Origin of the sequence: Spirilliplanes yamanashiensis (genome assembly GCF_016863475.1) — a bacterium.
Taxonomy (GTDB): domain Bacteria; phylum Actinomycetota; class Actinomycetes; order Mycobacteriales; family Micromonosporaceae; genus Spirilliplanes; species Spirilliplanes yamanashiensis.
Map to the genome: position 1 here is coordinate 74,204 of NZ_BOOY01000036.1, position 19,871 is coordinate 94,074.

Consider the following 19,871-nt stretch of genomic DNA (forward strand, 5'->3'; position numbering starts at 1 on the left):
CGTCCCGCCGCCGGTCAGCTGGTCGTCACAGGGTCGGGTACTCCGCGATGTACACCGGGGCGCCCACGTTGGTGGAGTCCGCCGGGCCGCCCACGCCGTTGACGACGTGGTCGACCGTGCCGGCGCTGAGGTTCACCGTCATGATGTGGTGCAGCTTGACCAGGCTGCGCGTCGGGACCTCGAAGCCGTTCTCGGTGTGGATGGACGGGTTGTTCTGGTTGAAGACGTACACCCCGCCGCCCCACAGGGTGTGCCGGCGGACCTTGTTCGACACCTTGTAGCCGGCCCAGCCCTCGACCTTGCCGTTCATCCAGTCCGCCTGCGTCGGCGGGTCGTACGGCAGCTCGTTCTGGTAGAGGATGACGGTGCCGTCCTCGCCGTTCCAGATGGTGTTGTACTGCTGGAAGTGCTCGACGAACAGGCCGGTGGCGGTCACCCGGTCGCCGTTCACGACGACGCCGTTGCGGCCGATGTTCGTGTTCCAGCGCTGGGTGTCGGTGAAGCCCTCCACGCCGTGGTCGCCGCGCCACACCCAGGTGTGGTCGATGAGCACGTCGTCGCTGTTGATCTGCAGGGCCACCTGCACCTTGCCGACGTGCGGGCCGCCGACGCGGAAGTACACGTCCGACAGGGTGGTGGGGTTGTCCCGCTTGCTCTTGCCCTTCTTCGTGCCGACCTTCAGCAGGTGCTTCGAGGTGACGAGGCCCGCGTCGATCGTGACGCCGGCGACGACGATGCCGGGGGCGTCGCCGACCACCACGGGGGTGGCGCCGCCGACCGCGGTGAGGGTGGCGTGGCCGATGCCGAGCACGACGGTGTTGGCGCGGTCGACCTTGATGCTCTTGGCGATGTCGTACAGGCCGGGGGTGAGCAGCAGGTGCTTGCCGTTGCGCAGGGCGCGGTTGATCTCGTTCACGCCGCTGGCCGGGGTGGCGACGAAGAAGTCGCTGAGCGGCAGCGTGCGGCCCGGGGTGAGGCCGGCGCCCCACGACACGCCGCGGGTGTTGCGCTGCGCGGACGGCACCCGCACCTGGTAGCGGCCACGGGCGTCGGTGAACAGGTACGGCTTCTCGCGGCTCACCGGGGTGCGGTCGAGCGTCGTGTACGGCGGGTTCGGGAAGCCGGCGTCGTCCGGGGCGCCGACGACGCCCGCGAAGACCTGGTTCCACACGCCGTTCGACCAGCCGGCGACCTCGGTGTTGCGGGTCAGCCACTGCTGCTGCGAACCGTTGGTGACGGCGGGCAGGCGCGAGTCGGCGATGAAGCCGCCGCTGGCGAACTGGGGGCCGGCGGTGCAGTAGTCCATGAGGGACAGTCCGCCGCCGGTGATGTTCAGCCGGCGCATCGACACCGCCTGCGAGACGGCCCAGAAGTTGGCCGACGAGCGGCACCCGTCCTGGCCGGCGGTGTTGATGTTGATCGACAGGTTCGACAGGGTGCGCCAGAAGTTCACCAGCGCCAGGCAGTTGCCCGCGCCGCCCTCGGTGAGGCAGCGGTTGTACACCTCGACCTTGCCGTTGATCACCACGTCGGTGGGGGCGGCGCCGAGGCCGGCGATCTCCGTGTAGTAGCCGACCTTGATCTGGAGCGGGTTCTCGGCGGTGCCGTACACCCCGGGCTTGAAGAGGAACGCGCGGCGGGTCGTGCCCATCTCCGCGTCGACCAGCTGGGCGTGGGTGGCGTCGAGCGCGGCCTGGATGTCGTCGACGGGCATGGCCGGGTCGAACACGGTGACGTTCGCGCCGAACAGCGCGGCCGGGGCGGCCGCCGCCGCGGCCCGCGGCGCCGCGGGCGCCGCCGCGTCCGCCGTGCCGGTCAGCGCCACGGTGGCCGTGAGCGCGAGACCGAGCGCGAGCACCCGGCCCAGTTGCGTCCTCATCGATCGGGTCCTCTCCGCAGTTAATCAACTTTTAATCGATGCTTCACAGCAAGCGACATCCGGCGATGCAAGTCAATGGCGCCCGGACGTCCCGGAACCACGCTGGGCTGGTCGGCGGACGGGCGGCCGGGCGCGAGGCCCGGCGCGACGAGCCGAAGGGCTGAATGACCGGGGAAAAGTGTTAGCCGGAGGGGCGCTCGCGGGGCCGGCGCATCCACGGCGGCCGTTGTCGCCGTGTCATTCCGGCGAATTCACCCCGTCGGAAGCATAATTGCCGGAATTGCCCACCATTAGCGGACGGGTGTGCTCGCATATGTTCCGCAACGGAAAATCACTGCCCGGGTTCCCGACGGCGTCCCGCGAACGCGGGGCGGCACCGGCACGGCCAGCAGCACCGGTCGCGCCGCGGGATGCGCGTGAGTGCCCCGGGCCGGCCTCGGAGGTAGTGCTGCACCGCAAGTCCACCCGCCGTGCCCTGACCGTGGGCGTGGCCGTCCTGGCCGTCATCGGCCCCGTGTCCGAACCTCCCGCCCCCGCGGCCGAACCGGCCGCGCAGCTCGCCCCGGCGGCGCCCACCGGCGACGCCGGAGGCCCAGCCACCGGCGACGCCCGCCCCGCGGCCGCCGGTGACGTCCCGGCCGGTGCCGGATCTTTGCTGGCCGACGCGCTCGCCATGCGGCGCGAAGCCGCCCCCGCCGCCCGCTCCGTCGTGCGGCCCGTCATCCACCGGCCCGCCGCGCACCGGCCCGTGATCCACCGGCCCGCCGCGCACCGGCCGGTCATCCACCGGCCCGTCGTCCACCGGCCCGCCCTCGCGGTGCGGCCCGTGCTCGCCGCCCGCACCGGGCCCGTCGTGCAGCGGCGCGGCGCGCCCGCCGTCAGCGCCATCCGGCTCGCCGCGATGCGGCGGGTGGTCGCGTTCGCGCGGTCGCAGGTCGGCAAGCCGTACCGCAGCGGCGGGATCGGGATGCGGGCCTTCGACTGCAGCGGGTTCACGATGCGGGCGTACTCGCTGGTCGGGGTGCGGCTGCCGCACTCCTCCGGCCGGCAGGCGGCGCGGGCCCGGACGATCCCGTGGTCGCACGCGCTGCCCGGCGACCTGGTGGTCGGCCCCGGGCACGTCGGCATCTACATGGGCCGGGGCCGGATGATCGACGCGGGCACGTCGCGCACCGGGGTCGTGTACCGCAAGGTGTACCGGGGGCTGCGGACCGCGCGGCTCTACAGCTAGGCCGCGGGGCCGGCCTCGATCAGCAGGCGCCGGTCGACGCCGGCCTCGTCGAGGATCCGCTCGACGGCGCTGATCGACAGCCAGTCGACGACGTCCTCGCCGTGCACGATCCGGTACCAGCGGCTGCGTCCACGCCGGACGATCTCGACGCGCCAGGCGCCGTCGGGGGTCTGCATCGCACCCTCGACGGTGCCGCCGCCGGGCGGCCCGGCCGTCATGCCGGCATCGTGTACGGGCACGGCGTGCTCAGCCCGGGCGGCGTGGTCAGCCGCTGCGCGGCGGGCACGGTGTTCTGCGCGGTGTACGTCAGGTTGTACGACTGCTCGGCGCCGCGCCCGGCCGCGCCCTGGCCGGTGCTGAGGGTGACCGTCAGGCGGTCGAAGTTGCTGACGGCGTCGAGCGGCTGGACGGTGAACGGCGTGGCGGCGGGCGGCACGAAGCCCGGCGCGAGGGCGCGGAACGTCCCGGCCGTGGACGCGCCGGTGGTGGGCCAGCGCCGCTCCACGAGGGTGACCCGGGCGGCGTCGCCGTCGTTGTCGGTGGCCGGCAGCCAGAGCTGCACGCACTTCTCGACGCCGTCGTCGGGGTCGACCATCACGAACCGCACCGACCAGCCGTTGGTCTCCGCCACCTGCGGGAAGATGCGCTTGGCGTAGCGGATCTCCCGTTCCAGCCGGGTGAACGCGGTGGTGGTGCGCAGCTGCACGACGGCGTCGGCGTCGGCGCGGTTGAGGGTGCGGTACATGAGCAGGACGCCGCCGGTGAACACCGACATCACCACGGCCATGATCGTCATCGAGATGAGCACCTCGAACAGGGTGAGGCCCTCGTCGTCGCGCAGCCGGTTCACGGCACGTTGAAGACGGGCTCGGACACCGTGGTGCTGATCAGCGTCGTGGCGGTGAACGTGCACGTGCCGGAGCAGCCCTTCCAGGTGACGGTGACGGCCACGGGCAGCAGGTCGGGCGGGATGACGGCCTGCCGGGTGTAGGTGCGGGTGTAGACCACGCGGTCGACGGTGTGGGTGTCCGTCGGCGGCGGCCACGAGTTGCCGCACAGGTTGCGCAGCCGGCAGCCGGGCACCTTGCGCAGCTGGTCGATGCCGTCGGTGACCAGCTGGGCGGCGATCTGCCGGTCGCCCTGCCGGCTCGTCACGGTCATGGAGCGGCTGAAGAACACGGCGAGCGACGCCATGACCATGCCCATGATCATCAGCGACACGAGCGTCTCGACCAGCGTGAAGCCGGTGTCGTCGCGGCGCGTGGCCGGATCGGCGGACAGAGTCATGGCGTCGTTCCGGTGCGCTCAGTTCGTGGGCGCGGGCGACGCGGCCGGCGTGCCGCCGGCGGCCGGGGCGACGAAGACCTTCATGGTCAGCGTCATGTTGGTGCCGTCCTTGCCGTTCTCCTCGGTGCTGGCGGCGAGGTTGGCCGACTGCACCAGCACGGCGCGCGGCTGCACCTGCTGCAGCTGGTCGAGGAACGGGCCCATGGCGCCGATGCGGCCGTCGACGGTCACGGTCACGGGCAGCGAGTACGCGGACAGCCCGGCGCCGGTCTCCTGGCTGGGCACGCCGACGTTGACGTTGCTGACCGTCGCGCCGACGGCGTCGCCGGCGTCCTCCAGCTGGCGCAGGAACGCCGGGATGCCGGTGTCGAGCGGCAGCGCCTGCCGGTTGCGGGCCAGCTCCGCCTTGTAGGTGGGCAGCTTGGCCTGCTGCTCCTTGAGCTCGCCCAGGCGCTTGTGCAGGGCGATCAGCTGGATCTCGGACACCTCGGTCTGCTCGCGGTAGCCGTCGGCGTCGCCGTGCGCCGGGTTGATCAGCAGCAGCCAGCCGACGGCGACGAGGATGACGACCCCGATGGCGCCGCCCAGCAGCCACAGGCGGTCGGCGTGGGCGCGCATCACTTGCCTCCGTTGGTGGTCGCGGTGAACCGGCCGCCGAGCGCCTTCTTGGTGATGTCCAGCTGCGCGCTGAACTGCACCCGCTTGTCCTCGGTGGTCACGCTGGTCAGGTAGGGGTTGGCGAACTTGTCGATCTCGGCCAGCTCGTCGATGTACCGGGCCACCGCGTCCTTGGTGGCGCCGGCGCCGGTGATCGTCATGGTGCCGACGACCGCGGAGGTGCTGGTGCTGGGCAGCGCGGTCTGGCCGTTCGCGCCGGCGTTCGCGCCGCCCTCGGCGTTCGGCAGGCTGCCGGACACGCCGGTGACGGTGATGCCGGCCGTGGCCGCGGCGCCGCGCAGGTCGCCGAGCAGGCCCGCCCAGCGCATGTCGTCGGCGAGCAGGACCTTCAGCCGGGAGCTGATCGCGGTCGACTGCGCCTGCGTCTGGACGACCTCGTTGTAGTCCTTCTGCTGCGCGGTCAGCGCGGCCTGCTCGGCGACGGCGGCCTCGTAGCTGTCCCGCGCCTCCTGCACCTGGTAGAGCGCGAAGGCGTAGTAGCCGCCGAGCAGCAGGGCCACGGCGACCAGGCCGGCGATGACGCGCGAGCGCACCACCCGGGCGCGCCGGGCCGCGAGGATCTCCGGCGGCAGCAGCTTGGCGGTGATCGGCAGCAGGCGCAGCGCGTGCTGCGGCGTCGTCGCCGGGTCCAGGGGCTTCAGCGTGGTGGCCATCAGGCAGCCGCTCCCAGGGTGAGGCCGATCGACACGGCCGCGGACGGGACGAAGTTCTCGAAGCCGCGCTGGCGGGCGCGGCGGGTGTCGCGCAGCCGGGCCGCGCTGTCGGCGAGGATCACCGCGACGTCGAGCTGGTCCTGCAGGTACTCGGCCAGGCCGGGCATCAGGGCGCCGCCGCCGGCCAGGGCCAGCCGGGTCACGCGCTTCTGCCGCTCGCCGGACGCGAGGTACGTGAACGACGAGCGGATCTCGTTGAGCAGCGGCCGGATGGCGTCCTGCACGGCGCCCGCGGCGTCGGGCCGCCCGTCGCCGTGCATGCCGAACCGGCACTTGAGCTCCTCGGCCTCGCTGGTCTGGATGGCGAGGCGGGTGGCGATGGCGTCGGTGAACTCGTTGCCGCCGCGCGGGATGGTGCGCACGATCAGCGGCTCGCCGTCGGCGTGCACCACCATGCTGGTGACCTGCGCGCCGAGGTCGATGATCGCCTCGACCTGGGTGTCCAGGTGGGCGGCGGAGCGCAGCAGGGCGAACGAGGCCAGGTCGACCTGCTCGACCCGCAGGCCCGCCTGCTCGACGGCCTCGACGGCGGTGAGCACGGCGTCCTTCGGGGTGGCGATGAGCAGCCCGCGCACGGTCGGGGCGTCGCCCGGGTCCTCCAGCGGGTAGAAGTCGAGCAGCGAGCGGTCGACCGACAGCGGCAGCATGTCGCGCACCTGGAACGGCAGCGACTTGCGCAGCTCCTTGGCGGGCAGGTTGGACACCTGCGTCTCGCGGACGATCAGCTGCGGGTTCGTCACGCCGAGCACCACGTGCTTGGTGACGAAGCGCGAGTTCGTCCACAGTTGACGCAGCGCGGTGGTGACCGCGTGCGGGTCCTGGATCACGCCCTCGTGCACGGTCTTGGGCGGCAGCGGGATCTGGCCGAAGTTGGTCAGGGCGACGTCGTCCCGGCCGCGGCGCACCTCCACCGCGCGGATGGACGACGAGCCGATGTCCAGTCCGATCGGGGTCACGGAAGCCATCGAGGGTGCTCCTAAGAAATGGTCGGGACACTCAGCAGGTCGAGGTACCAGCCGGCGATGGCCGGCGCGGCGAAGACGGCCAGGAACGCGCCGGCGAGCATGGCCGGTCCGAACGGCACATGGGTCGAGCGCCCGGCCCGGCGGGTGGCGAGCAGGCCGATGCCCACCACCCCGCCGAGCAGGAAGGCGGCGAAGCCGCCGACCGCCACCCAGCCCCAGCCGAGCCAGCCCAGGTAGAGCCCGAGCAGGCCGGCGAGCTTGACGTCGCCGAGGCCCATGCCGCCGGGCTTCGCGAGACGCAGGGACTGGTAGGCGAGCAGGAGGAGGGCCATCGCGGCCAGCCCGCGCACGACGGCCCCCCAGTCCGAGTCGAGCGCCGCCGCCCCGAAGAGCAGCACCGCCGCGACGGCGTAGGACGGCAGCACGATCGCGTTCGGCAACCGGTGCACGTCGATGTCGATCATGGTGAGCGCGACCGCGATCGCCGCGAGGTAGAGGAAGGCGGGCAGCTCGGGCACGAGTCCGAAGTGGGCGGTGACCGCCACGAACAGCGCCGCGGTGCCCGCCTCGACGAGCGGGTAGCGCACGCTGATCGGCGCCCGGCAGTCGGCGCACCGGCCGCGCAGCACGAGCCAGGACACGACGGGCACGTTGTGCCGGGCCCGCACGGGCGCCTCGCAGGCGGGGCAGTGCGACCCGGGCCGCACCAGCGACTCGTCGCGCGGCACCCGGTGGATGACGACGTTGAGGAACGACCCGACGGCGAGGCCGAGCAGGCCGGCGACGGTCAGCAGGACGGCGGTCATGTCAGCTCCTTCCGGTCGGGCGGGTCGTCAGGGGGTGTACGCGCAGACGCTGGCGTTCGTGACGGTGCGGACGCGGATCGAGCCGCCCTCCACGCTGTCGTACAGGAACCGGCGGTAGCCGCCGGCGGCGTTGCGGGCGCAGATCCGGTAGGACGTGCCGGCCGGCCAGTTCACCCAGATCGTCAGCATGACGCTGTCGGACAGCGTCACCTTGGTGGTGGTGGCGGGGCCCGACGGGTACTGCTCGAGGAAGAAGTCGTCCGGCTGCAGCGACGCCGTGTTCGGGTACGCGTTGTGGTCGGCGCGGAACTGCTCGACGGCGGTGATGGCGCCGCGGATGTCCGACACCACCGACTTCTCCCAGGCGTTGCGGGAGTAGCGCTGGTACACCGGGACGGCGATCGCCACGAGGATGCCGATGATCACGACGACCACGAGCAGCTCGATGAGCGTGAAGCCCTCGTCCCGGATGGTGCGGCGCATCGCTGGATCCCTCCCGCGCGTGGGAACTCGCCGTGCCGGCGGCGATCGTGGTGATCGCCGCCGGCGGCGAGCCGGCCCGGTCCTGCCTTACGGCGTGCAGCTGGTGTACGCGGCCTGCGTCGACGCGCTCACGGAGCCACCGGTGCGGTTGGTGTAGACCCAGTACTTGGGCGCACCGCCGGAGTTGATGGCGCAGATCGCGTAGTTCGACCCGGACACGACCAGCTTCAGCGTGGTGCCGGCCGAGACCGTGATGGTCTGGGCGGTGCCGCCGCTCTGCGCGGCGAGCGTGATGCTGGCGCCGGGGCTGGCGGTCTGGGCCGACGCCGGGTACGTGTTGCCGTTGTCGGTGTAGTACTGCTCGACCGCGCTGATCGCGCCGCGCACGTCGGACTGCGACGACTTGTCGGCGGCGCCCTGGCGGTAGTTCAGGTACACGGGAACGGCGATGGCGACCAGGATGCCGATGATCACGACGACCACGAGCAGCTCGATCAGGGTGAACCCTTCCTCGCTGCGGTGCTTCTCCCGCAGGCGGTTGAAGGTTTCGTGCATGGTGAGCCTCCAGTGACTCTTGTGCAGTGGGCCGGCTGGCACGTTCGGGTGGTGCTCCGGGGCCTGATCAGCCCTGGATGTTCTGGTAGATCGTGAACATCGGCAGGTACAGGCAGACGACCATGCCGCCGACCACCGCTCCCATGACGAGCACCATGATCGGCTCGATGGACGCGGTGAGGGACTCCGCGGCTGCGTCGACCTCCCGGTCGTAGAAATCGGCAATCTTGTCGAGCATCTGACTGATTTGGCCGGATTCCTCGCCGACTTCGACCATCTGGGTCACCATTGCCGGAAACAGGTCGTGGGCACGCAGGGCGGTCGACATCGGGCGGCCGTCACGCACCTGCTGCTGCACGTCGCGCATGGCCGCGGTGATGACGGCGTTGCCGGTGGTCTCGCCGACCACGTCGAGGGCCTGCATGACGGGCACGCCGACGCCGAGCAGGGTGCCGAGGTTGCGCGAGAAGCGGCTCATCGCGAGCTTGCGGAACAGCGGGCCGAAGACGGGCAGGCGCAGCTTGAACCGGTCGACCGCGAGGCGGAACTCCGGCGACGTGCGCACCCGCTGCTTGTACAGCACCGTGCCGCCGATGATCGCGCCCACGATCAGCGGGCCGGCCCACCACATGTTGTTGCTGGCGTCCACCAGCAGCTGGGTGATCCAGGGCAGCTCGCCACCGAGGTTCTTGAACATCTCCTCGAAGATCGGGACGATGAAGATCAGCACGCCCGCGATCAGCACGAACGTGAACGCGAGCACGATCGTCGGGTAGGTCAGCGCGCTCTTGATCTTGCCGCGCAGCTCGGAGTCCTTCTCGAACGAGTCGGCGATCTGCTCCAGCGCGCCGTCGATCATGCCGCCCGTCTCGCCGGCGCGGATCATCGCGATCATCAGCTTCGGGAAGATCCGGTCGTGCTTGCCCAGCGCCGCCGACAGCGACACACCGGCCGCCACGTCGGTGCGGACCTCGGCGACCGCCTTCTTCAGCGACAGCGCGCTGGTCTGCTCCTCGAGGATCGCCAGCGAGCGCAGCAGCGACATGCCGGACGCCGTCATCGTGGCGAACTGGCGCGAGAACACCGCCAGGTCCTTGAGCGTGGTGCGCCCGCCCAGGCCCGGGATGCTGATCTCGCGGTTCAGGCCCTTGCCGGCCTCCGTCATCGACAGGGCCGTCTCGCCGCGCTGACGCAGCAGCTGGGCGGCGGCGGCCTCGTTCGGCGCCTGGACGGTGCCCTTGATCCGCTTGCCCGCGGCGTCGACGCTGTTGTACTGGAACGTCTTCGTGGCAGTCGCCATGTCACACCCGTCCGATGAGTCGCTTGAGCTCTTCCGGCGCGTGGCACATCTCGAGCGCGTGCTCGATCGTGATGAGCCCCTCGCGGACCCTTTCGGCCAGGTTCTGGTCGAAGGAGAGCATTCCGTCGTTGCCGCCCGCCTGCATGAACGACGGGATCTGGTGCGTCTTGCCGTCGCGGATGAGGCTGCGGATGGCGGGCGTCGCCGTCAGCACCTCGCTGACCACGACGCGGCCCTTGCCGTCGGCGCGCGGCGCCAGCGCCTGCGTCACCACGCCCTGCAGGCCGGCCGCGAGCTGCGCGCGGATCTGCAGCTGCTGGTGCGGCGGGAAGATGTCGATGACGCGGTCGATGGTCTGCGTCGCGCTCTGCGTGTGCAGGGTGGCGAGCACCAGGTGGCCGGTCTCGGCGGCGGTGAGCGCGGTCGCGGTCGTCTCCAGGTCGCGCAGCTCGCCGACCAGGATGATGTCCGGGTCCTGGCGCAGCGCGTGCTTGAGCGCGGACGCGAACGACTCGGTGTCCTCGCCGACCTCGCGCTGGTTGACCAGGCTGCGCTTGTGCGGGTGCAGGAACTCGATCGGGTCCTCGATCGTCACGATGTGCGCCGAGCGGGTGCGGTTGGCCAGGTCGAGCAGCGACGCCAGCGTCGTGGTCTTGCCGGAGCCCGTCGGGCCGGTGACCAGCACCAGGCCGCGGTGCAGGTGCGCGAACCGGGACACCGAGTACGGCACGCCCAGCTCGTCCAGCGGCTTGATCTCGTGCGGGATGGCCCGGAAGACCGCGCCGTACGAGGTGCGCTGGGCGTACAGGTTGCCGCGGTAGCGGGAGACGCCGGTCAGGCTGTACGCGAAGTCGAACTCCTGCTTGGCCTCGAAGACGTGCCACTGCTCCTCGGTGATCGCGGCGCGGCACAGCATGGCCGTGTCGGCGGCGGTGAGCCGGCCGTAGCCGGGCAGCGGCCGCAGGCTGCCGTTCACCCGGATGGTCGGCGGCGCGCCCACCGTCAGGTGCAGGTCGGAGCCCTTGTTGTCGACGAGCTCGAAGAGCATCCGGTTCAGGTACTCCTGGTCGCCGTTCACGCGGGGCGGCGGCGCCTGCTGGTCGAGCGCGTACATCTCTCACCGACAATCGGTCCGGGGCCAGTCGCCTCCCCCTTCGGCACCCCGTCCATCCGGTTTAGGTGCCTAGATGGCGACGCGCAGCACCTCGCGGATGGAGGTCTGCCCGGCGGCGGCCTTGGCGAGGCCGTCGGCGCGCAGGTCGTACATGCCCTGGGCCACGGCGACCTCGCGGATCTCACCCGCGGAGGCGCGCCGGACGGCCAGGGTCTCGATCTCGGCGGTCACCGGCATGACCTCGTGCAGCGCCAGGCGGCCGCGGTAGCCGGTGCCGGCGCAGTTGCGGCAGCCCTTCGGCCGGTACACCAGCTCGGGGACCTTGACGTCCTCCTCCGGCCAGCGGGCGGCGGCCAGCTCGGCGGCCGTCGGCGCGTACGCCTCCTTGCACCAGTCGCACAGCCGCCGGGCGAGCCGCTGGGCCAGCACGCAGTCCAGCGACGAGCCCACCAGGAACGGCTCGATGCCCATCTCGGTGAGCCGGGTGACCGCGCCGGGCGCGTCGTTGGTGTGCAGGGTGCTGAGCACGAGGTGGCCGGTGAGGGCGGCCTCGACGGCGATCTGGGCGGTGGCGCCGTCGCGGATCTCACCGATGAGCACGACGTCGGGGTCCGACCGCAGGATGGCCGGCAGCACCGCGGCGAACGTCAGGCCCGCCTTCGAGTTGACCTGCACCTGGTTGATGCCCTGCATCCGGTACTCGACCGGGTCCTCGACGGTGATGACGTTGACCTCGGGGCGGCTGATGCGCGCGAGGGTGGAGTACAGCGTCGTCGACTTGCCGGAACCCGTCGGCCCGGTCACCAGCAGCATGCCGTGCGGCTTGGAGAACGACTCGGCGAAACGGTCGTAGTTCGCCTCGGTGAAGCCGAGCTTCTTCAGGTCCAGCTCCATGCCGCCGGTGTCGAGCACGCGCAGCACGATCTTCTCGCCCCACACTGTCGGCAGGGTGGCGGTGCGCAGGTCGACGCTGCGGTCGCGGATCTGCACGGTGATGCGGCCGTTCTGCGGCACCCGGCGCTCGGTGATGTCGACGTTCGACATGATCTTCAGGCGGGAGATCAGCGCGGCCTGCACATTGCGCGGCACCCGGTCGATCTGGTGCAGCACGCCGTCGATCCGGTACCGGATGCGCATGTCGCCCTCGGTGGGCTCCAGGTGCAGGTCGGACGCGCGGTTCTGGATGGCCTGCTCGATCAGGCTGTTGACGTACTTGACGATCGGGGCGTCCTCGGAGCCGGCCGACACGGCGGCCATGTTCGGCGCCTGGTTGTCGTCCTCGTTCGCCTCGCCCAGGTCGCGCTGGTCGCGCTGGAGCTCCTGGATGATCCGGCGGACCTCGCTGCGGGCCACCACGACCGGCCGCACGGGCATGCCGGTGGCCGCGCGCACGTCGTCGAGCGCGACGATGTCGGCCGGGTCGGTGATGCCGACGAGCAGCTCGCCGTTGGCGGTGGACAGGCCCAGCACCCGGTGCCGCAGCACGATCGGCAGCGGCACCATCTCCAGCGCGGCCCGCTCGGGCGTGAAGTTGACCAGGTCGAGCGTCTTGATGCCGGCGGCGTACGCGGCCGCCTCGGTCAGCTGCTCCTCGGTGACGACGGAGTCGTTGATGAGCACCGCGCGGATCGGCCGGCCGCTGCGCACGGCCTCGGCGCCCGCCGCGTCGACCGCATTCGCGTCCACGCCGATCGCCTTGAGCGCGTCGAGCAACGGGCGGAGGGTCGGATCCATGGGCATCCTCGGCATGCGGCGATGAAGCGGACTCCAGTCCCATCGGTCACGCGCGCGCCGATCTGAGACCCGAACCGCAACCGTCGCGTCACGCCGGGCGGCGGAACGTGCGCCGGTACGCCGACGGCGGCACGCCGATCTCCCGGGCCAGGTGGTGCCGCAGGGCGGTGCCGCTGCCCAGCCCGGACCGCCGGGCCACGGCGTCCACGCCCAGGTCGGTGGTCTCCAGCAGCAGCCGGGCGTGCTGCACGCGCTGGCGCAGCAGCCAGCGGGCCGGGCTCTCGCCGGTCTCGTCGCGGAACCGCCGGGTGAACGTGCGCACGCTCATCCGGGCGTGCGCGGCCAGCCCGGTCAGCGTGACCGGCTCGGCGAGCCGGTCCAGCGCCCACGCCCGGGTGCGGGCGGTGCCGGCGTCGCCGGTGGCGGGCACCGGCCGCTCGATGAACTGCGCCTGGCCGCCGTCGCGCCACGGCGGCACCACGCAGCGCCGGGCCGCGGAGTTGGCGACGCCGCTGCCGTGGTCGCGGCGCACCACGTGCAGGCACAGGTCGACCCCGGCGGCCACCCCGGCCGACGTGAGCACCTGGCCGTCGTCGACGAACAGCACGTCCGGGTCGAGGCGCACCCGCGGGTACAGCCGCCGGAACCGCTCCGCCCACGCCCAGTGCGTGGTGGCGGGCCGGTCGTCGAGCAGCCCGGCGGCGGCCAGCACGGCGGCGCCGGTGCAGATCGACATGATCCGCGCGCCCCGGGCGTGCGCCGCGCGCAGGGCCGCGCCGACGGCCGGCGGGATCGTGCCGTCGGCCAGCGGGGCGCCGTACACGCCCGGCACGACGACGGTGCCGGCCTCGGCGACCGCGTCGAGGTCGCGGTCGGGCAGCACCCGGAAGCCGCCGGTGCCGCGCACGGGCGCACCGCCGTCGGTGCACGTCGTCACCGTGTACAGCGGCGCGCCGGTGGCGTCGCGGGCCGCGCCGAACACCTGCGGGGGCACGCCCAGGTCGAAGCTGTTGAGGTCGTCGAGGGCGAGGACCGTCACGCGGTGCGTCATGGCCTGATTCTTGCGCACGATGGCTGTCCGGCCACTCGCCCGCCCGGACCGCGCCCAGCAGACTGGTCGCCGTGACCCGCCGCCTGCACCCCGCCTGGCTCGTGGCCGCCGTGGCGTTCGTCGCCCTCGTCGGCGCGGCCGGCTTCCGCGCCACCCCCGCCGTCATGCTGGGCCCCCTGCACACCGAGTTCGGCTGGTCGCTCGGCACGATCAGCGCCGCCGTCAGCGTCAACCTCGTCCTGTACGGGCTGACCGCCCCGTTCGCGGCCGCGCTGATGGACCGCTTCGGCATCCGGCGCGTCGTCACGGCCGCCCTGCTCACCGTCGCGGCCGGGTCCGGCGTCACCGTGTTCATGACCGCGTCCTGGCAGCTCATCCTGTGCTGGGGCGTGCTCGTCGGGCTCGGCACCGGCTCGATGGCGCTCGCGTTCGTCGCCACCGTCACCGGACGCTGGTTCGTCAAGCGGCGCGGCCTGGTCACCGGCGTGCTCACCGCCGGCGGCGCCGCCGGGCAGCTCGTCTTCCTGCCGCTGCTGGCCTGGCTCACCGCCGACCGGGGCTGGCGCGCCGCCGCGCTCGTCGTCGCCGGGTCCGCGCTCGCCGTCGTGCCGCTGGTCTGGTGGCGGCTGCGCGACCGGCCCGCCGACCTCGGCGTCACCCCGTACGGCGCCACCGAGAACCCGCCGGAGGCGCCCCGGGGCAACGCCGCCCGCGTCGCCGTGCGGGGCCTGCTGGACGCGGCGCGCACCCGGCCGTTCTGGCTGCTCGCCGGCGGGTTCGCCATCTGCGGCGCCACCACCAACGGCCTCGTCGGCACCCACTTCATCCCCGCCGCCCACGACCACGGCATGGCCCAGACCACCGCCGCCGGGCTGCTCGCCCTCGTCGGGCTGTTCGACATCGCCGGCACCATCGCCTCCGGCTGGCTCACCGACCGCGTCGACAGCCGCGTCCTGCTGGGCGTCTACTACGCCGGGCGGGGCCTGTCGCTGCTCGTCCTGCCGGCGCTGTTCAGCCAGTCGGCGCAGCCCAGCATGCTGGTCTTCATCGTCTTCTACGGCCTCGACTGGGTCGCCACCGTGCCACCCACCGTCGCCCTGTGCCGCGAGTACTACGGCGAGCGCGGCGCCGTCGTGTTCGGCTGGGTCTTCGCGGCGCACCAGCTCGGCGCCGCCGTCGCGGCCACCGCCGCGGGCGCCGTGCGCGACCAGCTCGGCGACTACCTCTACGCCTGGTACGGCGCCGGCGCGCTGGCGCTGATCGCCTCGGTGCTGTCGCTGGCGCTGCGGCCGCGCCGCACGCCCGCCGCCGGGCCGGCCGGGCCCGGCATCGGCCTGGCCTACCCGGCCGCGGCCTCCGTGTCGGCGCCCGGCTCCTGAACCAGCTCGACCACCTCGAGCAGGCCCGACAGCGCCAGGACCTGGTGCACCATCCGGTCGGCGTTCGCCAGCCGGTACGCGATGCCCGCGTCCCGGGCGCGCTGGAAACCGAAGATCAGCGCGCCCAGGCCGGTGGAGTCGATGAAGGACAGCCGCCTCAGGTCGACCGTGATCGCGGCCGGGCGGGCGGCGATCGCCTCGTGCACCGCCACCCGGACCTGCTCCACATTGAGCACGTCGACCTCGCCGTGCAGGGCCACCGTCACCGTGTCACCGGCCGCCGTCACGCGCGCCGCGGGCTGCTCCGTCACGCCGCTCAGCGTACGTCGTGGACGCTGCGCTTTCGCGGTGCCCGGCTCACCACGTACGGTAGGCGGCAACGATCACCGGGTGCGGACGCGAGGGGGTTGGCGGTGCCGATCCGTGGCGGACTGCCGCCGCGCAATGCCCGCTTCGTCGGCCGTGAGCCGCTGCTCGGGCGGCTGCGCGAGCGGCTCGCCGCCGGACCGGTCGTGCTGCTGCCGGACGAGGGCCACCAGCTCGGCGGCGTGGGGCGCACCCAGCTCGCCGTCGAGTACGCCCACCGGCACGCCGACGACTACGAGCTGGTCTGGTGGATCCCCGCCGAGCAGACCGCCGGGCTGCGCAGCTCGCTGGTCGGGCTCGCCCAGCACCTCGGGCTGCCCGAGGCCCGCGACATCAACCGCACCCTCGGGGCGGTGCGCGACGCGCTGAGCCGGGGCGAGCCGTACCGCAACTGGCTGGTCGTCTTCGAGAACGCCAACCGGCCCGAGGACATCAAGCCGTACCTGCCCAGCGGCGCCGGGCACGTGCTGGTCACCTCGCGCAACCCGCGCTGGACCGCCGAGGTCGCCCAGGCGGTGCCGGTGGGGGTGTTCGACCGGGCCGACAGCCTCGAGTTCCTCCGCCGCCGCCTGCCCGAGCTGCCGGCCGCCGAGGCGGGCGAGCTGGCCACCCGGCTCGACGACGTGCCGATGGCCCTCGACCAGGCCGCCGCGCTGATCGCCGCCACCGGCCTGCGCACCGACGAGTACCTGCGTCGCTACGACGAGCAGGCCGGCGCGCTGGCGTACCCGACCCCGATCCAGGTGTCGTGGCACCTCGCCCTGGCCGGCCTGCGCGCCGCGTCGCCGGCCGCCGCGCAGCTCACCGAGCTGTGCGCGTTCCTGGCCAGCGCGCCCGTCAGCTGGCAGCTGCTGTGGGCTGCCCGCGGCACCGCCCTGCCCGACGAGCTGGCCCGGGCCGTGCGCGTCGAGCGGCGGCTCAAGGCGGCGATCCGGCTCGTCGGCCGGTACGGGCTGGCCGAACTGGACCCGCCCGGCGAGACGCTGGTCGTGCACCCGCTGGTGCGGGGCATGCTCGCCCAGCACCTGACCCCGGGCGGGCACGCCGCCGGGTCCGCCGCGGTGCGGCACATGCTCGCCGCCGCCGACCCGGGCGACCCCGACAACCCCACCCACTGGCCCCGGTACGACGAGCTGGCCCCGCACCTGGTGCACGCCGACGTCCTCGGCGGCGACGACGAGCAGGTGCGCCAGCTCGCCGTCAACTGCGTCCGGCAGCTCTACGCCAAGGGCGACTACGACTCCAGCCGCGACCTCGCCGCGCAGGCCGCCGCCCGCTGGACCGACAGCCTCGGCGAGACCGACGAGCAGACGCTCACCGTCTCCTTCCACCTCGCCAACGCGCTGCGGGCCGTCGGCCGGGTGCACGACGCCCGCGCGCTGAACGCCGTTACCCTGCGCCGCCAGCGCGAGGCCGGCGGCCACGACGACGAGGCGGCGCTCGCCACCGCCAACAGCGTCGGCGCCGACCTGCGCTTCGCGGGCGACTTCGCCGCCGCCCGCGAGCTGGACGCCGACAACCTGGCCCGGCACCGGCGGCTGTTCGGCCCCGAGTTCCCGACCACGCTGCGCTGCGCCAACAACCTCGCCGTCGACCTGCGCCTGCTCGGCGACTTCCGGGCCGCCCGCGCGCTCGGCGAGCAGACGCTGCGGCACCGCCGGCAGGTGCTCGTCGACGGCCACCCCGAGACGCTGTCGTCGCTGAGCAGCCTCGCCTTCGACCGGTACGGGCTCGGCGAGGACGCCGCCGCCCGCGACCTGCTGGCCGGGCCGCTCGCCACGTACGCCGGGGTGCTCGGCGCGGACCACCCGATGGTGCTGCTGGCCGGGCGGGTGCACGCGCTGACCGTGCGGCGCACCGGCGACCACGAGGCGGCGTGCGAGCTGGCCGCCGCCAACGTGGCGCTGTGCCGGCAGAAGTTCGGCGACCTGAACGTCGAGACGCTCGGCGCGATGGTGACCCAGGCCAACGCCTGCCGCGCGGCCGGCGACGTGGAGGCCGCGCACCTGCTGCTCGAACGGGTCGTCGGCCGGTACCACGCGGTCCTCGGCGAGGGGCACCCGTTCACGCTGGCCGCCGCGAGCAACCTCGCCGTCGTCGCCCGCGCCGCCGGCCGCTACGAGCAGGCCCGCGTCATCGACGAGGAGAGCCTGGCCGGGCTGCGCGCCGCGCTCGGGCCGGACCACCCGTTCACGCTGAGCTGCGCCGCCGGCCACGCGGCCGACCTGGCCGCCGCCGGCGAGGACGAGCGGGCCCGCGCGGCCGCCACCGAGGTGCTGGCGCGCAGCCGGGCCGTCCGCGGCGAGCAGCACCCGGACACGCTGGCGGCACTGTGGAACCTGGCGCTGCTGGAGGGCCGGCCGAAGCGGGCGTTCCGCGTGGTCGTCAAGGCGCTCGGCCGCACCCACCCGGTGGCGCTCGCCGCCGCGGCGGGGGTCCGGATCGAGACCGACAGCGAGCCGCCGCTTCTCTAGCGGGCGATGCCCGCGTTCTGCCGGACCAGCAGGTCGCCCAGGTCGGCGGCCGGCATCGGGCGGGCGAACAGGAAGCCTTGCGCCTGGGCGCAGTCCAGGTCGCGCAGCCGGGCGGCCTGCGCCTGGTCCTCGACGCCCTCGGCCACCGGGGCCAGGCCGAACGTGCGGGCGATCTGCAGCACCGCCTCCGCCACGGTCGCGCCGTCGGAGTCGTCCATCGCCTGCACGAACGAGCGGTCGATCTTCACCACGTCGACGGGCAGCGCGCCCAGGTGGCTCAGCGACGAGTAGCCGGTGCCGAAGTCGTCGAGCGCGATCCGCACGCCCAGCTTCTTGAGCGCGCCGAGGATCTCGGCCGAGCCGATCAGGTCGGTCAGCGCGACGGTCTCGGTCAGTTCCAGCACCAGCAGGGCCGGGTCGATGCCGGTGTCGTCCAGCACCTCGCGGACCCGCTCGACCAGGTGTGGGTCGGCGAGCTGGCTGGCGGACAGGTTCACGTTCAGCTCCAGGCCGGGCTGCTGCGCCTGCCAGCCGACCGCCTGGGCGCACGCCTCGCGCAGGATCCACGCGCCGAGGCGGGGCAGCATGCCGAGCGTCTCCGCCGTGTCGAGGAACGCCACCGGGCCGAGCAGGCCGCGGGTCGGATGGTTCCACCGGACGAGGGCCTCCACGCCGACGGTGTGCTCGCCGTCGAGGTCGACGATCGGCTGGTAGTGCAGCTCGAACTGCTCCTCCTCCAGCGCGGTCCACAGCTCGGCGGCCTCGCGCCGGCGCTGCTCCTCGCTGGCCTGCAGCACGGGGTCGTAGCGGCGCACGACGCCCTTGCCGGCCGCCTTCGCGCTGTACAGCGCCTGGTCGGCCTCGCGCATCAGCTGGTCGATGCCGGCGGCGCCGCCCTCGGTCACGGACAGGCCGGCGCTGGCCCGGATGGTCAGCACCGTCCCGGCGACGACGAGCGGCTGCGCCAGGTCGGCGAGGATGCGCTCGGCGACCATCTCGGCGGTCGTCACGTCGCTGGTGCGGGGGAGCAGCACCACGAACTCGTCGCCGCCGAGGCGCACGACGGTGTCGTTGGCGCGCACGTTGGCCTTCAGCCGCTCCGCGGCGGTGCGCAGCAGCTCGTCGCCCGCGGCGTGGCCCCACGTGTCGTTGACCTGCTTGAAGCCGTCCAGGTCGAACACCATGACGGCGGTGGTGGTGGACGGGGTCGCGTCCTCCAGCGCCTCGGCGGCGTGCCGGGCGAACTGGGCGCGGTTGCCGAGCCCGGTCAGCGGGTCCAGGAACGCCTGCCGGGCGAGCTGCGCCCGCTGCTTGGTCAGGTCGCGCAGCAGGCCCTGGTTGGTGCGGGTGCCGAGGAACTGCCGGGCGAGGATGGCCGACGCCACGGACAGCAGCAGCCACGGCGCGACGGGCCCGAGGCCGCCGGTGGTCGCCTGGACCGTCGCGGCCGTGCCGAACCCGGCCACGACCGGCAGGTACGGGGCGGGCGCCCAGCGGGTCGCCAGCGCCAGCACGGTGGCGGCGGCCGCCACGAACTGCAGCAGCAGCGCCACGAGCGGCAGCGGCGCGATGCCGCCGGACAGCACGGCCGGCCACGCCACGAGCAGCAGGGAGCCCACGACGGCGGCGCCGTCCAGGACGCGGCGCAGCCGGTCCAGCGGCTCCCAGTCGGCGCGGGTGTGCCGCACGTAGCCGACGGCGGCCCAGCCGGACAGCACGAGCAGCAGCGCCGACAGCGCCACCACCCAGCCGTCGCCCGGCAGCACAGCCAACCGGCACTGCACGAGCACCCCGGCAGCGACTGCGACCGGGAGGAGTCGCATCCGCAACATGACCCACCTCCAGCGAGGCACCAG

The 19,871-nt window shown here is 73.2% G+C and carries 19 protein-coding genes; 3 read left to right on the top strand and 16 right to left on the bottom strand.

The window, feature by feature from the left end; genetic code table 11:
- Positions 1-25: 25 nt before the first annotated feature.
- Positions 26-1,879 (bottom strand): pectate lyase-like domain-containing protein, encoded by a 1,854-nt coding sequence (locus Sya03_RS25235; RefSeq protein ID WP_203940895.1) that lies wholly within the window; start codon positions 1,877-1,879, stop codon positions 26-28.
- 514 nt (positions 1,880-2,393) lie between these two features.
- On the opposite strand from Sya03_RS25235, the gene Sya03_RS31275 reads away from it, so the two are divergent.
- Positions 2,394-3,110: a C40 family peptidase gene (locus Sya03_RS31275; protein WP_239107825.1), complete on the top strand. Its 717-nt coding sequence runs from the start codon at positions 2,394-2,396 to the stop codon at positions 3,108-3,110.
- Here Sya03_RS31275 and Sya03_RS25245 read toward each other — a convergent pair.
- The 13 genes from Sya03_RS25245 to Sya03_RS25305 all read right to left on the bottom strand — a co-directional run bounded on the left by Sya03_RS25245 (position 3,107) and on the right by Sya03_RS25305 (position 13,796).
- Entirely contained in the window at positions 3,107-3,328 is a 222-nt protein-coding gene (locus Sya03_RS25245; RefSeq protein ID WP_203940896.1) for a hypothetical protein, read from the bottom strand. The two genes, Sya03_RS31275 and Sya03_RS25245, sit on opposite strands and share 4 nt — an antisense overlap.
- A complete protein-coding gene (locus Sya03_RS25250) occupies positions 3,325-3,960 on the bottom strand; it encodes a prepilin-type N-terminal cleavage/methylation domain-containing protein (RefSeq protein WP_203940897.1) in 636 nt (211 codons plus the stop codon). The genes Sya03_RS25245 and Sya03_RS25250 overlap by 4 nt, the downstream gene beginning before the upstream one ends.
- Complete coding sequence (locus tag Sya03_RS25255; protein ID WP_203940898.1) at positions 3,957-4,397, bottom strand: type IV pilus modification PilV family protein; 441 nt, start codon at positions 4,395-4,397, stop codon at positions 3,957-3,959. Before Sya03_RS25255 ends, Sya03_RS25250 begins: the two co-directional genes overlap by 4 nt.
- 18 nt (positions 4,398-4,415) lie before the next feature.
- The gene (locus Sya03_RS25260) at positions 4,416-5,015 is read right to left on the bottom strand and encodes a type 4a pilus biogenesis protein PilO (RefSeq protein WP_203940899.1); all 600 of its coding nucleotides are present in this window, start codon (positions 5,013-5,015) and stop codon (positions 4,416-4,418) included.
- Positions 5,015-5,728: a PilN domain-containing protein gene (locus tag Sya03_RS25265; protein WP_203940900.1), complete on the bottom strand. Its 714-nt coding sequence runs from the start codon at positions 5,726-5,728 to the stop codon at positions 5,015-5,017. Before Sya03_RS25265 ends, Sya03_RS25260 begins: the two co-directional genes overlap by 1 nt.
- Positions 5,728-6,753 (bottom strand): type IV pilus assembly protein PilM, encoded by a 1,026-nt coding sequence (gene pilM, locus Sya03_RS25270; protein ID WP_203940901.1) that lies wholly within the window; start codon positions 6,751-6,753, stop codon positions 5,728-5,730. The genes Sya03_RS25265 and pilM overlap by 1 nt, the downstream gene beginning before the upstream one ends.
- A gap of 11 nt (positions 6,754-6,764) precedes the next feature.
- Positions 6,765-7,559 (bottom strand): prepilin peptidase, encoded by a 795-nt coding sequence (locus tag Sya03_RS25275; RefSeq protein WP_203940902.1) that lies wholly within the window; start codon positions 7,557-7,559, stop codon positions 6,765-6,767.
- A gap of 27 nt (positions 7,560-7,586) precedes the next feature.
- A complete protein-coding gene (locus tag Sya03_RS31765; RefSeq protein WP_203940903.1) occupies positions 7,587-8,042 on the bottom strand; it encodes a type IV pilin protein in 456 nt (151 codons plus the stop codon).
- An 87-nt stretch (positions 8,043-8,129) separates the two neighbouring features.
- Complete coding sequence (locus Sya03_RS25285) at positions 8,130-8,597, bottom strand: type II secretion system protein (protein ID WP_203940904.1); 468 nt, start codon at positions 8,595-8,597, stop codon at positions 8,130-8,132.
- A gap of 67 nt (positions 8,598-8,664) precedes the next feature.
- Positions 8,665-9,897, bottom strand: coding sequence for a type II secretion system F family protein (locus Sya03_RS25290; RefSeq protein ID WP_203940905.1), 1,233 nt, complete (start codon positions 9,895-9,897; stop codon positions 8,665-8,667).
- Position 9,898: 1 nt separating this feature from the next.
- On the bottom strand, positions 9,899-11,011 hold the full coding sequence (locus Sya03_RS25295; protein WP_203940906.1) for a type IV pilus twitching motility protein PilT: 1,113 nt from the start codon (positions 11,009-11,011) through the stop codon (positions 9,899-9,901).
- 69 nt (positions 11,012-11,080) lie between these two features.
- A complete protein-coding gene (locus Sya03_RS25300; RefSeq protein ID WP_203940907.1) occupies positions 11,081-12,745 on the bottom strand; it encodes a GspE/PulE family protein in 1,665 nt (554 codons plus the stop codon).
- A gap of 88 nt (positions 12,746-12,833) precedes the next feature.
- Positions 12,834-13,796: a GlxA family transcriptional regulator gene (locus Sya03_RS25305; RefSeq protein ID WP_203940908.1), complete on the bottom strand. Its 963-nt coding sequence runs from the start codon at positions 13,794-13,796 to the stop codon at positions 12,834-12,836.
- Positions 13,797-13,867: 71 nt separating this feature from the next.
- Between Sya03_RS25305 and Sya03_RS25310 the strand changes: the two genes are divergently transcribed.
- On the top strand, positions 13,868-15,175 hold the full coding sequence (locus Sya03_RS25310; RefSeq protein ID WP_203940909.1) for an MFS transporter: 1,308 nt from the start codon (positions 13,868-13,870) through the stop codon (positions 15,173-15,175).
- Here the strand turns inward: Sya03_RS25310 and Sya03_RS25315 are convergent.
- Entirely contained in the window at positions 15,136-15,486 is a 351-nt protein-coding gene (locus tag Sya03_RS25315) for an STAS domain-containing protein (RefSeq protein ID WP_203940910.1), read from the bottom strand. The two genes, Sya03_RS25310 and Sya03_RS25315, sit on opposite strands and share 40 nt — an antisense overlap.
- Before the next feature lie 102 nt (positions 15,487-15,588).
- Between Sya03_RS25315 and fxsT the strand changes: the two genes are divergently transcribed.
- Positions 15,589-18,015 (top strand): FxSxx-COOH system tetratricopeptide repeat protein, encoded by a 2,427-nt coding sequence (fxsT, locus tag Sya03_RS25320; RefSeq protein WP_203940911.1) that lies wholly within the window; start codon positions 15,589-15,591, stop codon positions 18,013-18,015.
- On the opposite strand, the gene Sya03_RS25325 is transcribed toward fxsT, so the two are convergent.
- A complete protein-coding gene (locus Sya03_RS25325) occupies positions 18,012-19,838 on the bottom strand; it encodes a putative bifunctional diguanylate cyclase/phosphodiesterase (RefSeq protein WP_203940912.1) in 1,827 nt (608 codons plus the stop codon). The genes fxsT and Sya03_RS25325 overlap by 4 nt on opposite strands.
- Between the last annotated feature and the right edge of the window lie 33 nt (positions 19,839-19,871).

Excerpts from the sequence above, each read along its gene's own strand:
- Sya03_RS25235 (WP_203940895.1), bottom strand. The coding sequence starts at position 1,879 with ATGAGGACGCAACTGGGCCGGGTGCTCGCGCTCGGTCTCGCGCTCACG.
- Sya03_RS25245 (WP_203940896.1), bottom strand. The coding sequence starts at position 3,328 with ATGACGGCCGGGCCGCCCGGCGGCGGCACCGTCGAGGGTGCGATGCAG.
- Sya03_RS25255 (WP_203940898.1), bottom strand. The coding sequence starts at position 4,397 with ATGACTCTGTCCGCCGATCCGGCCACGCGCCGCGACGACACCGGCTTC.
- Sya03_RS25260 (WP_203940899.1), bottom strand. The coding sequence starts at position 5,015 with ATGCGCGCCCACGCCGACCGCCTGTGGCTGCTGGGCGGCGCCATCGGG.
- Sya03_RS25265 (WP_203940900.1), bottom strand. The coding sequence starts at position 5,728 with ATGGCCACCACGCTGAAGCCCCTGGACCCGGCGACGACGCCGCAGCAC.
- pilM (WP_203940901.1), bottom strand. The coding sequence starts at position 6,753 with ATGGCTTCCGTGACCCCGATCGGACTGGACATCGGCTCGTCGTCCATC.
- Sya03_RS25275 (WP_203940902.1), bottom strand. The coding sequence starts at position 7,559 with ATGACCGCCGTCCTGCTGACCGTCGCCGGCCTGCTCGGCCTCGCCGTC.
- Sya03_RS31765 (WP_203940903.1), bottom strand. The coding sequence starts at position 8,042 with ATGCGCCGCACCATCCGGGACGAGGGCTTCACGCTCATCGAGCTGCTC.
- Sya03_RS25285 (WP_203940904.1), bottom strand. The coding sequence starts at position 8,597 with ATGCACGAAACCTTCAACCGCCTGCGGGAGAAGCACCGCAGCGAGGAA.
- Sya03_RS25290 (WP_203940905.1), bottom strand. The coding sequence starts at position 9,897 with ATGGCGACTGCCACGAAGACGTTCCAGTACAACAGCGTCGACGCCGCG.
- Sya03_RS25295 (WP_203940906.1), bottom strand. The coding sequence starts at position 11,011 with ATGTACGCGCTCGACCAGCAGGCGCCGCCGCCCCGCGTGAACGGCGAC.
- Sya03_RS25300 (WP_203940907.1), bottom strand. The coding sequence starts at position 12,745 with ATGGATCCGACCCTCCGCCCGTTGCTCGACGCGCTCAAGGCGATCGGC.
- Sya03_RS25305 (WP_203940908.1), bottom strand. The coding sequence starts at position 13,796 with ATGACGCACCGCGTGACGGTCCTCGCCCTCGACGACCTCAACAGCTTC.
- Sya03_RS25325 (WP_203940912.1), bottom strand. The coding sequence starts at position 19,838 with ATGCGACTCCTCCCGGTCGCAGTCGCTGCCGGGGTGCTCGTGCAGTGC.